This window comes from Asticcacaulis sp. SL142 (genome assembly GCF_026625745.1).
GTDB lineage: Bacteria > Pseudomonadota > Alphaproteobacteria > Caulobacterales > Caulobacteraceae > Asticcacaulis.
The window spans coordinates 1,931,253-1,943,302 of sequence record NZ_CP113061.1 but is presented as its reverse complement, the minus strand read 5'-3'; the positions used below and the strand labels follow the sequence as shown (position 1 = coordinate 1,943,302).

Annotated in this window: 11 protein-coding genes and 1 tRNA gene; 9 read left to right on the top strand and 3 right to left on the bottom strand. The window is 58.4% G+C overall.

The features are described 5' to 3' along the window. Positions 1 to 301: 301 nt before the first annotated feature. Both OVA03_RS08820 and OVA03_RS08815 read right to left on the bottom strand, forming a co-directional pair. Positions 302 to 378 (bottom strand) — tRNA-Met (locus OVA03_RS08820). Between the two features lie 94 nt (positions 379 to 472). After that, entirely contained in the window at positions 473 to 1,495 is a 1,023-nt protein-coding gene (locus OVA03_RS08815; RefSeq protein WP_267523752.1) for a glycosyltransferase, read from the bottom strand. A 178-nt stretch (positions 1,496 to 1,673) separates the two neighbouring features. On the opposite strand from OVA03_RS08815, the gene OVA03_RS08810 reads away from it, so the two are divergent. The 6 genes from OVA03_RS08810 to OVA03_RS08785 all read left to right on the top strand — a co-directional run bounded on the left by OVA03_RS08810 (position 1,674) and on the right by OVA03_RS08785 (position 6,322). Then, complete coding sequence (locus OVA03_RS08810; RefSeq protein ID WP_267523750.1) at positions 1,674 to 2,171, top strand: Lrp/AsnC family transcriptional regulator; 498 nt, start codon at positions 1,674 to 1,676, stop codon at positions 2,169 to 2,171. Between the two features lie 157 nt (positions 2,172 to 2,328). Continuing rightward, complete coding sequence (locus tag OVA03_RS08805; protein ID WP_267523748.1) at positions 2,329 to 3,561, top strand: hypothetical protein; 1,233 nt, start codon at positions 2,329 to 2,331, stop codon at positions 3,559 to 3,561. A 3-nt stretch (positions 3,562 to 3,564) separates the two neighbouring features. After that, positions 3,565 to 4,677, top strand: a complete 1,113-nt coding sequence (locus OVA03_RS08800; protein WP_267523746.1) for a DegT/DnrJ/EryC1/StrS family aminotransferase — start codon at positions 3,565 to 3,567, stop codon at positions 4,675 to 4,677. A 107-nt stretch (positions 4,678 to 4,784) separates the two neighbouring features. Beyond that, complete coding sequence (locus tag OVA03_RS08795; RefSeq protein ID WP_267523745.1) at positions 4,785 to 4,970, top strand: hypothetical protein; 186 nt, start codon at positions 4,785 to 4,787, stop codon at positions 4,968 to 4,970. Between the two features lie 206 nt (positions 4,971 to 5,176). Further along, positions 5,177 to 5,695, top strand: coding sequence for a hypothetical protein (locus tag OVA03_RS08790; RefSeq protein WP_267523743.1), 519 nt, complete (start codon positions 5,177 to 5,179; stop codon positions 5,693 to 5,695). 129 nt (positions 5,696 to 5,824) lie between these two features. After that, positions 5,825 to 6,322 carry a winged helix-turn-helix transcriptional regulator gene (locus OVA03_RS08785; protein ID WP_267523742.1) on the top strand — a complete coding sequence of 166 codons (498 nt, stop codon included), beginning with the start codon at positions 5,825 to 5,827 and terminating at the stop codon, positions 6,320 to 6,322. Here the strand turns inward: OVA03_RS08785 and mnmA are convergent. Further along, positions 6,319 to 7,527 carry a tRNA 2-thiouridine(34) synthase MnmA gene (mnmA, locus tag OVA03_RS08780; RefSeq protein ID WP_267523740.1) on the bottom strand — a complete coding sequence of 403 codons (1,209 nt, stop codon included), beginning with the start codon at positions 7,525 to 7,527 and terminating at the stop codon, positions 6,319 to 6,321. The genes OVA03_RS08785 and mnmA overlap by 4 nt on opposite strands. Before the next feature lie 145 nt (positions 7,528 to 7,672). Between mnmA and OVA03_RS08775 the strand changes: the two genes are divergently transcribed. Genes OVA03_RS08775 through OVA03_RS08765 form a run of 3 tightly spaced genes read left to right on the top strand, consistent with a single transcriptional unit; the run spans position 7,673 to position 12,033 of the window. Next, positions 7,673 to 9,199: an aldehyde dehydrogenase gene (locus tag OVA03_RS08775; protein ID WP_267523738.1), complete on the top strand. Its 1,527-nt coding sequence runs from the start codon at positions 7,673 to 7,675 to the stop codon at positions 9,197 to 9,199. Between the two features lie 12 nt (positions 9,200 to 9,211). Beyond that, on the top strand, positions 9,212 to 10,657 hold the full coding sequence (locus OVA03_RS08770; RefSeq protein WP_267523736.1) for an NAD-dependent succinate-semialdehyde dehydrogenase: 1,446 nt from the start codon (positions 9,212 to 9,214) through the stop codon (positions 10,655 to 10,657). Further along, positions 10,657 to 12,033, top strand: coding sequence for an aspartate aminotransferase family protein (locus OVA03_RS08765; RefSeq protein WP_267523734.1), 1,377 nt, complete (start codon positions 10,657 to 10,659; stop codon positions 12,031 to 12,033). Before OVA03_RS08770 ends, OVA03_RS08765 begins: the two co-directional genes overlap by 1 nt. Positions 12,034 to 12,050 lie beyond the last annotated feature (17 nt).

Here is a 12,050-nt window from a genome sequence, read left to right as displayed (position 1 = left end):
CGTCCTCCCGTGTGCCGTGTTTTTTATCAGACAAAGCTGTCCATTTCCGATTTCAGCGCCTGCCCCTGCTGCGCCATAAGGAGTAGCACTAGCTTGGCAAGAAATATTTATCTTATATGTATATAAATTTAAATGAAACTTAAATTTAAGGCATTTGCAGAAGCTTATTATAGATGCGTCTTAGCCTTTGGTGGAACTGATTTCAGAATAACCCGGTGCAAAGAAAAAGACGCGCCAATTCCTCAGGTTATGCGCCAGCACGTTGACGACCTGTGGGTTGCAAAAATACAGTAGAGAGAAGTGGTGGTTGGAGGCGGGATCGAACCGCCGACCTGTGGGTTATGAATCCACCGCTCTAACCATCTGAGCTACCCAACCACGGGTTCTGTCCTTGCCCTTCACGGCGGAGTAGTCAACGCCTTTAGGGAAGGGCCACGCCTATAACCAATAAGGCGGATGGCTTCAAGCCTATTTATACCAGAGACGATAATATCTGTGAAAGACGCGCAGCCCCCGCGTCCTGACCGTAGGTATCAAGGGCCATGGTGCGTGCCATATCCGCGCGGGCAAGGGTGGCGGGCCAGTCATCCATGGTGGTGGTGATGGCCTGAGCCAAAGCCTGTGCATCCTGCGATGCACACAGCCCACCAAGCGGGGCAGAGCCTGTGGGCTGCAAAATCTCACGCGGGCCGTCGATATCGAAGGCAATGACGGGCACGCCCGCGGCCATGGCTTCGGTCACCACAAGGCCGAACGGTTCAACCCTTGATGCCAGGACAAACAGATCAAGCCCCGACAGATAATCGGCGGGGCTGTCCACCCAGCCGCAAAATTCAACGCGATCACCAAGGCCAAGGGTGGCGGTTTGGGCTTCAAGCGCGGCTTTTTCCGGCCCGTCGCCGGCGATACGCAGCCGTACCTCACGTCCGCCGCGCACCAGTTCAGCCACAGTCTCAAGCAGGATATCAAAGCCCTTATTGACATGCAGCCGCCCCAGCGCGCCGATGACCGGCACGTCTGTGGGGGCGGACTTGACCGGACGGGCCTCCAACGGTGCGAAGTTGGGCATGTCGAAAATGGTAAGCTCAGGGTGTGCGTTGTGCAGGGCGTCACGTACGGCGCGGCTGACGGTTAAGGCGGCACGGGCCCTGGCGATATCGCGTTTGAAGCGAAAATTATGGACCACGGCCACCGTCTTACCGGCCCCGCCGCTTAGGGGGTGAACGGCGGTGGCGATGGCGCGGTTGCCGTGACACAGGATCAGGTCAGGCTGAAACCGCGAGACGTGACGACGCACGGCAAGCGCGGCCAGCGGGTCATGGCTGAAATGCGAGACAATCGGCGCAAAGGGTGCCGTCAGGCGCGCCAGTTCGCCCTGCGGGTGGCCAAGGCTCATGACCTCATGATCGGCGGCCAACAGGGCCTGATGGTAGCGCACGGCCATGGTCTCCAGACCGCCACGGCCTTTGGCCAGCATGAGATTAAGTATGCGCATGTTGTCTTCCGTTTCTAATCGCTGGTGATAGGACGGTTTTCTTCGGAAATCCATATTTTTGCGCATTAACCGTTTTTCATGACTTGGCGCGGCTTTAGGGATGTACTAGGTAGATATTAGCAAAAACGCCCCCGTTTCGGGAAAACTTTATCGGTTTTTGCCCCTGGGAGAAAATAAGTTGTCCGATAATATTGACGAGCTGGATGCCAAAATTCTTGATCTCATTCAGGAAGACGCCAGTCTGTCGGTGGCTGAAATCGCCGAAAAGGTCGGCTTGTCGCCGTCACCGTGCTGGCGGCGCATCAAACGGCTGGAAGACATCGGCGTGATCAAAAAGCGCGTCACCGTGCTTGATCCGGAAAAGCTGGGGCTGGGGTTTGAAGTCTATGCCGGCATTAAGCTGTCGGTGCCGTCGCGGGAGAACCTTGAGGCGTTTGAAGCTAATCTCGACAAATGGCCGGAAGTGGTGTCATGCGCCACGGTCACGGGCCGCGAAGACTATATGCTGCGGATCATGACGCGTGACATGCATGCCTATGACGACTTCCTGCGCGATCAGTTGCTTGCCTCCGATTTGGTGTCTTCGGTTGAAAGCCGCATCATTGTCCGCTCCATTAAAACCACTACGGCGGTACCGCTTAAACTGGTGATCGGCGACCGTATGACGAATTCGTAAAACTAGAGTGGAATGATTTTTCTCATGAATCATTCCAATCAGCCGCCATTGCGGCAGCGGCCAAGGCGGCGGATGCTGCCGCCCGGCGAGGGCAAAAGAAAGGATGGATATGAGGCAGCTTTGGGGGCGATTGAGGGCTGTTTGGTGTGCGGGTCTGATGGCGTTCGCGGTCTTGCCGGTTTCCGCCCAGACGGTTGACCCTGACTCTGATCTGGGCCGGTTTCGCGCCTTACGAATCGAAGCCGCTCGCGCCGTGCAGGCCCAGGAATGGGATAAGGCGGTCGCCGCCAGTGATGAGGCCCTGAAGATTATGCCGTCATCGGGCGCGCTGCTGCTGTTGTCGGCTCAGGCCCGTGTCGGGGCCGGTAAAACCGCTGAAGCGAAAGCCAGCCTGCGCGACTATCTGGCGCGCGGCATGGTCGTCAGTAAATCCAGCTATCCGCAACTGTCGCCTTTGTGGGACGCCAAGCTGGACCAGCAACTGATCGCCAATAGTGAACCGATCGGCACGTTCAAGCCGGTGCAGCGCCATGCGGCCTTGAGCGTGGCGGAAGGGCTGGCGATTGAGGCGAAGTCCGGCAAAACCTATCTCAGCGCTCTGAGCCGTGGGGCGGTTAATGTCGTCAATAATGGCGTGCTGAATCCGCTTTATAGCTTGCCGGAAGGGGTTGGGGCCTATGGTCTGGCCTTGCGTGGTGATGACCTGTGGGTGGCGACCTCTTCCGGGGCGGTCACCAAAGGCTATGATCCGGCTAAGCCGGCGTTGGCCGAAGTGCTGCACATCGACCGCCTGAGCGGGCAAATCAAGGCCCGCTTTACGGACGAGACGGCACCGCGCCGGTTCGGCGATATCTTCGCGGGCAAGACCGATCTTTATGTTAGCGATGGCCAAAAGGGTGAGGTGCTGCGCCTTAATAACTATAGCGGTGCGTTTGAGGTGCTGATCCCTGAAGGCTATATGGGCTCGCCGCAAGGGTTGGTCGAAAACGAAGCCGGCAATGTGCTGATTGTCTCTGATTACAGTTCCGGGCTTTACCGGATCAATCTCGACAGTGGCGATATGGATCGGCTGGAAGCACCCGCCAATATCACCTTGCTCGGCGTTGATGGCCTGGCCCGCTATGGCAATGACCTGATCGCCATTCAGAACGGCATCAAGCCTGACCGGATTTTGCGCCTGCGCCTGTCGGCGGACTGGAAAACCATCAGCCGCGCCGAAACCTTGCTGCGCGGGGGCGAAGGGCTGCGCGAACCGACCGGGCTGCAGGTGGTCGGCAATAAACTGATCTTCATCGCCCGCAGTCAGTGGTCCGATGTCGGAGCGGACGGCACGCCGCTCAGTGTCACCCCCGGCCCGGCGATCGTGGGCGAGATGGTTCTGAGGCCGTAGCCCATGAAGCCCCGCCTGAAACTCGATATCGGTTTTAAAGACCTGTTGTCAGTGTTCATGCCGGTGGCCGAGGATGAGGCGTCACTAAGATTAAAGATTGCCTGTGGGTTTGGGGGTGACCGGCCCGTAGTGGCGGGATTGTCGGTGCGTACCCTGTTTGATGCGGCGCTGACCACCCTGATCCCCGAATTGGGGGCAGGATCGATCGTCATGAGTGCGGTCAATATCGAAACCATGCGCATGATCGCCGAGAGCCACGACCTTGATGTCCATGCTGTCGATATCGTCTCGGAAACCCTGTTGCCGACGCCGCAAGCCCTTGAGGCCGCACTGAAAAACAGCGGCGCGCGCATTGTGGTCATCGCTCAGCTTTATGGCGCGGTATCGGACTTAAAGCCGCTGGCTGAGGTCTGCCGCCGTTATGAGGCCGTGCTGATCGAGGATGCCGCTCAGGCCTTTTGCGGTGATTTCCATCGCGGCGATCCGGCGGCCGATCTCAGCCTGTTTTCGTTCGGCCCGGTCAAGCGGGCGACGGCGCTAGGCGGGGCCGTGGCGGTAGTCAGCGCACCTGAGCGGGCTGAGGCCATGAGCGCGATCCTGAATCACTGGCCCATGCGCGGCAATGGCTGGCTGCGGGCGCGGGCAGTGAAGATTGCGGGGCTTAAGCTGGCGTCATCGCCGCTGATCTATGGGCTGATCATCCGGTTGCTGGAGGGGATGGGTATGGACCCTGACGCCACTATCGGTCGGCTGGCGCGCGGATTTTCTGGGGGCGATATCCTGACCCAGATCCGCTACCGTCCGCCGCGCACCTTGCTCAGGCTGCTGGCGCGGCGGTTGGGGCAGGTCCATGACCTGAGAAAACGCCGTAACCGCGCCATAGAGGTGGCGATCGGCCTGCCCAAAGGGGCGACCCTGCTGGCGACCGACGCCACAAAAAACGCTTACTGGGTCATGCCGGTGGTGTGCGGAGACCCGGATGAGGTGGTGGTGCGCGCACGGCGTCAGGGCATTGATGTGACCCGTGGCGCGACCTCCTTACGTGCGTTCGGCAGCCCGCGTCAGGCCCCGGCGGCGCATAATCTGATCCGGCGGGTGGTGTACTGGCCTTTGTAATGGTGTGGAAACTCTTCACAACGGATTGATCAAAAAAGACTTGCTAGAATTTAAAAATGCGACTTATTCTCAATTTATCGCGTGGCCATCCGCCGGGAGTAAGTCCTATGATTCTGTTAAGCCTGGGGGCCGTCACCCTGTCGCAGCTCATTAGCGAAACCGATTGTCAGCCGATAAGGCCCCCGTTACCGCAGGCGTCCCATCTGTCGCGATCTCATATCGCGCCCGTCAATGTCCTGTGGCCGTATGAACCGGGGCTGGAAGACGGTGAATCGGCGTCCGATTTGACGTAACTGCGATATATGAAAACTTCGGCGTTTCAAAATGCTGTATGGTTAACAGTTTTACTTTACCTGCGTTAATCCTTGTGTCAGTCTGATGACAGGTTCAGCCGTCATGGCTGGCATTAAACCTGCTTAATAAAAGCTTAAGGGCATCGAAACTGGTTTAAACCGGCACGATGGCCCGGATAAAAGGTAAATTGTAACAGGGTAAAGTGATGGAAACGAAGGCTTTTAAAGTCATTGCAGGTTTGTTGGCGGCGTCGGTTGTTCTGTGCGGGGCGCAGATGGCTTCGGCCAAGACGATTCTGCCCGCTATGACGGCTGAGTCATTGTCTCCGGTCTCTGATGCGGCTCTGGGCGGTGATTTTGATGGTGATGGCCGCCGTGATGAGGTCATGGTGGTGCGCGATCAAACTCGTGACCGCCTCGATATCCGTGTTCGCCTGAACCGTGTGGACGGTGCTCAGGACATTAAGGTCACATCGGTTTCGGCCAGAGAAGGCTATAATCTGCGCATTGCCGGTGATGAAACCTTCCGCCGTGACTGCGGCGATGGCGCGGCCTGCGCGTCTGAGAGCTTCCGTGCGCCCCATGACAGTGTTCTGGTCAGCCTGGATGCCGGTATGGATGTTCTGGTCTACTGGAACGGTAAGACCTTTGAGCAGGATTTTGTGTCGAGTGACGAAGTGCTGATGCGGCGCGCCCTGTCGGCGCTCTATGCGCTGGACCGATAAGCCTAAACCTAAGTTTGGTTAACAAAAAATCTTTTAAATTTAAGAGTTTAATAAGGAAATTCTTAAGCCTGTTGCCTGTAGACGATGACTTTCAATGTCATCGTAAGCTCAGGGGAGGGCATAACGATCATGGGCCGGTCTGCGGACTATTCATCACAAAACTGCGCCGTGGCGGCAGCACTGGACGTCGTCGGCGATCCGTGGACTCTGCTGATCATCCGCGACGCCTTTCGCGGGATTTCCCGCTTTGATCAATTTCAGGAAAAACTGGGTTTGGCGCGCAATGTGCTGGCGTCGCGGCTCAAGATGCTGGTGGCCGAGGAACTGCTGTCGGCGCGCGTCTATAATGAACGGCCGCGTCGTTATGAGTATATCCTGACCGCCAAGGGGGCCGATCTGGCCCTGACCATCACCGGGCTCTATGTCTGGGGCAAGAAACACGTTTACGGTGAGCATAAGTCGCGCGTCGAGATATTCCACAAAAGCTGCGGCCATCCGCTGGTTGAGCCGATCTGCCACTGCGCCCACTGCGGTGAGGCGATGGAGCGCAAGGATCTGGTGTTTGATCGCGACGAAGACGCTATCACCATCGGCGAACTCAAGGCCCTTAAGGGGCAGCCCATCTAAATCAAAGGGACTGTACGCGCGATAAAGCCGCCGCCCAGAACGCGGTCGGTATCTTCCGGGTCATACAGCACGCAGGCCTGACCCGGTGCCACCCCTTCTTCACCCGCCATAAAGCGCATGATGGGCTGACCGGCGCTATCGAGGTCAAGCTGTGCGGGCACTGGCGGGCGGGTCGAGCGCACGCGGGCCAGAACTTCGGTTTTCTTCGCGGCCGCCGCCGCAAAGCTATCGTCATCGCCCAACCAGTTCAGTTCCTTCAGCGCCAGCGCGCCGGTCAGCAGGGCCTCGCGTGGGCCAACGATGACGTGCTTTTTCACCGGATCAAGCCGCACGACAAACAAAGGCTCCCCCACCGCGACATTGAGGCCGCGGCGCTGACCGATCGTATAGCTGATGATGCCATCGTGCTGCCCCAGAACGCGCCCATCAATGTGGACGATATCACCGGCATCGCGGCCTGAGCCCTTGGCGTGCCCGGCCGGTCGCAGCCGGTCGATCAGGTTGGTATATTTGCCTTCTGGCACAAAGCAGATGTCCTGACTGTCGGGTTTGTGGGCGATTTTCAGGCCCAGTTGCCGTGCCAGATCGCGTACCTGCGGCTTTGGGATGCGCGCCAGCGGAAAGCGCAGGTAATTAAGCTGTTCCTGGGTGGTGGCAAACAGGAAATAGCTCTGGTCGCGCGCCTTATCAGCGGCACGGCGCATCTGCACCTGATTGCCGCGCACCTCACGCTCGACATAGTGACCGGTGGCCAATGCCTCGGCACCCAGATCGCGGGCGACATCCAAAAGGTCACGAAACTTGACGGTCTGATTACAACGGATGCACGGCACCGGGGTTTCCCCGCGCAGATAGGAATCGGCAAATTCTTCGATCACGCTGTCCTTAAATCGGCTTTCGTAATCCAGCACATAGTGCGGGATGCCGATCTTTTCCGCCGCCACGCGGGCGTCGTGAATGTCCTGACCGGCACAGCAGGCCCCGCTTTTCTTGAGCGCCGCGCCATGATCATAGAGTTGCAGGGTCACCCCAATGACTTCGTAGCCCGCCTGATGCAGCAGGGCGGCGACCACGGTCGAATCGACCCCGCCGGACATGGCCGCGACAATGCGGCTGCCCACGGGCAAGCCGACGCTATCGCGCACGGCGGCGATGGCGGCGACCATATCGGCATCTTCGATCACGGGTACAGGGCACGGTGTCATCCGCCCCATATAATTCAAGTGAACCTAAAATTACAGGGGGTGGTTACTTTAAGCTGCAAACTTATGGCGGCCGCTTGACAGGCGGGGTCGCAGGTGGCCTAATTGTGATCACAAATTCAAGCTCTTAATGCGTGGTGCGATCTCCATGAGCCTGACGTCCCCCCTGATCCCGATAACCGCTGTGGCTGACACCAAGGCTGAGGTTATTTCCGCCCTGAAAACTGTGTTCAAGCCTGATCAGGGTTTTGTTGACGGGCAGTGGAGGGCTGCGGCGTCGGGTGCCACCTTTGATAATATTGCTCCGCGCGATGGCACGCTGACCAATCAGATATCAGCCTTTGACGCTGCCGATGTCGATGGGGCGGTGAGGTCGGCGCGAACCGCGTTTGAAGATGGCCGCTGGAACGGGCTGGCCCCGAAAGCGAAAAAGAAAATCCTGCATAAACTGGCCGATCTGATGGCCGAACATGCTGAAAATCTGGCGCTATTGGAGACGCTCGATACCGGCAAACCGATCCGCGATGCGCGCGCGGTCGATATCCCGCTGGCCATCAATTCGGTACGCTACTATGCCGAAGCGCTCGATAAGATTTATGGCGAAGTCGCCCCGTCGCCGGATACGCGCCTGTCCTACGCGGTCCATGAACCGTTGGGGGTGATTGGTGCGATAGTGCCGTGGAATTTCCCGCTGCATATGGCCATGTGGAAGGTCGCCCCGGCGCTGGCCATGGGCAATTCGATCGTCCTGAAACCGGCGGAAAATTCGTCGATGACCGCGCTTTATACGGCGGCACTTGCCATTGAAGCGGGGGTTCCGGCGGGGGTTTTCAACGTCATTCCGGGCCTTGGTCAGGTGGCGGGTGAAGCTTTGGCGCGACATATGGAGGTCGATATGATCGCCTTCACCGGCTCCGGGCCGGTTGGGCGGCGGCTGATGGTGGCGTCAGCGGAATCGAACCTCAAACGGGTGTCGCTGGAGCTGGGCGGTAAGTCGCCCCAGATTGTATTTGCCGATTGCCCGGACATGGAGGCCGCCGCGCAAAACGCTGCCTGGGGCGTGTTCTATAATCAGGGGCAGGTCTGCACCGCCGCGTCGCGTCTGCTGGTCGAAGACAGCATCCGCGATGAATTTGTGGCCAAGGTTATGGCGGTGGCCAAATCCATTCGCGTCGGCGACCCGTATGACCCCGATACCCAATTTGGGGCCATGGTCTCTGAGCGCCAGATGAACACCGCGCTTGATTATATCGCCAAGGGGCAGGCGGACGGCGGGCAGGTTTTGATGGGCGGCGGTCGTGTGCAATCCGATACGGGTGGTTTTTATGTTGAACCGACCTTGCTGGACAACATCACCCCCGGCAATATTCTGGCGCGCGAGGAAGTGTTCGGGCCCGTCCTGTCGGTGCTGACCTTTAAGGGTGAGGCGGAGGCGTATCAAATCGCCAATGATACCATCTATGGGCTGGCTTCAGGTGTATGGACCGCTGATATCGGCCGGGCCATGCGGTCGGCCAAGGCGTTGAAAGCTGGCCTTGTGTGGATCAATGGCTGGGATGCCTGCGATATCACTCTGCCTTTCGGGGGCTTTAAGCAGTCTGGCTTTGGCCGCGATCGCAGTCTTCATGCTCTGTATAAATATGCCGACTTCAAGTCAGTCTCGATCAGTTTTTAAAGGGGGATGGCTATGAATCTTACCGCCGCGCACAAGGCCCTGCTGGGCAAACGTATATTGGCTCATGCCAATCACGACAGCTTTCCGGTCACTAATCCGGCGAACGGTCAGGTCTTGTGCCATGTCCATAACGCGGGGCCAAAAGAAACGCTTGAGGCGATTGATGCGGCCCATGCCGCCTTTGCCGATTGGGGCGCGCAGCCGCAAAAGGTGCGGTCGGATATTCTCAAAAAATGGTTCGCCCTGATCCTTGAGCACACGGAGGATCTGGCGCAGATCGTGACGCTTGAGCAGGGCCGGGCGATTCGCGAAACGCGTGGCGAAGTCGCCTACGGGGCAGGCTTTGTCGAATGGTTTGCCGAAGAGGGCCGTCGTGCCTATGGCCGCACCATCCCCGCCAATGTGCCGGGTAAGCAACTGGTGACCATCCAGCAGCCGGTCGGTGTGGTTGCGGCCATCACCCCGTGGAATTTCCCGATTTCGATGATCACCCGTAAAGTCGCACCGGCCTTATCGGCCGGCTGTACGGTGGTGTTAAAACCGTCCGAAGAAACGCCGTTGTCGGCGTTAGCTTTGGTGGAACTGGCCAAACAGGCGGGTTTGCCGGACGGGGTTTTGCACATCATCTGCACGACCAAGGCGGCCGAAGTCGGTGAAATCCTGACGTCTGATCCGCTGGTCAAAAAGTTCTCATTCACCGGATCGACGCCGGTCGGCAAAAAGCTTTATGCCCAGTGCGCCACGACCATCAAAAAGATTTCGCTGGAATTGGGCGGCAACGCTCCGGTGCTGGTGTTTGACGATGCCGATATTGAGGTAGCCGTGACGGGGGCTATGGCGTCGAAATACCGCAATGCCGGTCAAACCTGTGTCTGCGCCAACCGGATATTGGTGCAGGCGGGGATTTATGACGCCTTTGCCGGCAAGCTGGCTGAGGCCGTGCGGGCGCTGAAACTGGCCGACGGCATGGATGAAGCCACGCAAATTGGACCGCTGATCAACCAAAAAGCCGTCGATAAGGTCGATGCACTGGTTAAGGACGCGACGGGTAAGGGCGCGAAACTGACCGTTGGCGGCGGGGTCGATTCGGATCAGGGGCCTCTGTTTTATAAGCCCTCCGTCCTGACCGGCGTGACCCACGATATGCGCATTTTTAATGAGGAAATCTTCGGGCCGGTGGCGTCTCTGATCAAGTTCAAGGATGAAGCCGAAGGGATCAAACTGGCTAATGACACACCGTTTGGTCTGGCGGCCTATGCCTTCACCAAGGATGTGTCGCGCGCCTGGCGGGTGGGTAAGGCGCTTGACTACGGCATGGTCGGTCTGAACGACGGGGTGATGTCGACAGAGGTAGCCCCCTTTGGCGGTGTCAAAGAATCCGGCATCGGTCGCGAAGGGGCGATTGAGGGCCTCGAAGAATATATGGAAACCAAGTTCCTGAGCTTTGGGGCGCTGTGATGGTGGCGTCACTGCCCGCCGCCACCCATGACCTGAACACGCCGCTGATGGATTTCATCCTGTCGGAAACGGCGCGGTTTCTGGATGAGCGTCCCAACACCAAAGCCTTGGCCGAAAGGTCAGGTCATGTCTGGCGGGGCGGGACGCCGATGCACTGGATGAGCGACTGGGCCTCCCCCATTCCCATCTATGCCGCCCGTGCCGAAGGGGCTAAATTATGGGATGTCGATGGCTTTGAATATGACGATTTTTGCCTAGGCGACACCCCGTCGATGTTTGGCCATGCCCGCCCGGAAATCGCCCGCGCCATAGCTGAGCAGGCGAAAAACGGCATGGGCTTTATGCTGCCGACTGAGGCCGCCGTTGAAGTCGGTGAATTGCTGACGCAGCGGTTTGGCCTCAGCAAATGGCAGGTGGCCACCACAGCCTCCGATGCCAACCGTGCCGTCATCCGCTGGGCGCGGGCGATCACCGGGCGACCGAAAATTCTGATCTTCGACGGCTGTTATCATGGCATGGTCGATGATGCCTTTGTGGGGCTTGAGGACGGTACACCGGTCATGAAAAAGGGCCTGATCGGCCAGGTGGCGGATTTCACCGACACAACGACCGTCATACCGTTTAACGACCTTGATGCCCTCGAAGATGCCCTGAAATATTGTGATATCGCCTGCGTGCTGTGTGAGCCGGTGATGACTAACTGCGGCATGATTGCGCCTATTGACGGGTTTCATGAGGCTATGCGCGCCTTGACCCGCAAATATGGCACCCTCTTGGCGATCGATGAAACCCATACCCTGTCGTCGGGCTATGGCGGCTATACCCGCGCCCACGGCTTAGAGCCCGATATGTTTGTGGTCGGTAAGGCGATCGCGGGCGGGGTGCCTGCCGCAGTGTGGGGTGTGACGGATGAGGTCTCCGCCCGCATGGATCAGGCGCAGGCGGCCATCGGCGCAGGCGCCAGCGGGATCGGCACGACCCTGTCCGGCAATGCTCTGGCCATGACCGCCATGAAGGTCATGCTGACCGAGGTCATGACTGAGGCGGCTTTCGCATATATGATCAAAGGCGCTGAAAACCTGGTAAAGCAGTTGCGGGCGGTTATCGCCGAACAGGGGCTGAACTGGAGCGTTGTCCATGTCGGCGCACGGGTGGAACTGGTGTTTGCAGGTCATTCGCTGCAAAATGCCGCGCAGATGCGTGACGCCATGAATCCTTTAGACCTTAAAGCCCTTCATCTTTATCTGATCAATCAGGGCCTGCTGATTGCGCCCTTTCACAATATGATGCTGATATCCCCATTGACATCGCCAGACGCTGTCGCCCGTCTGGTTGCGGCGATATCCGCATTTGGGCGCATCATCCGGCCAAATTAAAAAATGTGATCACATGG

What these genes read in the sequence shown, in the direction of transcription:
- OVA03_RS08795 (WP_267523745.1), top strand. Translation starts at nt 4,785, where the DNA reads ATGATTCTGTTAAGCCTGGGGGCCGTCACCCTGTCGCAGCTCATTAGC.
- OVA03_RS08765 (WP_267523734.1), top strand. Translation starts at nt 10,657, where the DNA reads ATGGTGGCGTCACTGCCCGCCGCCACCCATGACCTGAACACGCCGCTG.
- OVA03_RS08785 (WP_267523742.1), top strand. Translation starts at nt 5,825, where the DNA reads ATGGGCCGGTCTGCGGACTATTCATCACAAAACTGCGCCGTGGCGGCA.
- OVA03_RS08815 (WP_267523752.1), bottom strand. Translation starts at nt 1,495, where the DNA reads ATGCGCATACTTAATCTCATGCTGGCCAAAGGCCGTGGCGGTCTGGAG.
- OVA03_RS08775 (WP_267523738.1), top strand. Translation starts at nt 7,673, where the DNA reads ATGAGCCTGACGTCCCCCCTGATCCCGATAACCGCTGTGGCTGACACC.
- OVA03_RS08790 (WP_267523743.1), top strand. Translation starts at nt 5,177, where the DNA reads ATGGAAACGAAGGCTTTTAAAGTCATTGCAGGTTTGTTGGCGGCGTCG.
- OVA03_RS08800 (WP_267523746.1), top strand. Translation starts at nt 3,565, where the DNA reads ATGAAGCCCCGCCTGAAACTCGATATCGGTTTTAAAGACCTGTTGTCA.
- OVA03_RS08770 (WP_267523736.1), top strand. Translation starts at nt 9,212, where the DNA reads ATGAATCTTACCGCCGCGCACAAGGCCCTGCTGGGCAAACGTATATTG.
- OVA03_RS08805 (WP_267523748.1), top strand. Translation starts at nt 2,329, where the DNA reads ATGGCGTTCGCGGTCTTGCCGGTTTCCGCCCAGACGGTTGACCCTGAC.
- mnmA (WP_267523740.1), bottom strand. Translation starts at nt 7,527, where the DNA reads ATGACACCGTGCCCTGTACCCGTGATCGAAGATGCCGATATGGTCGCC.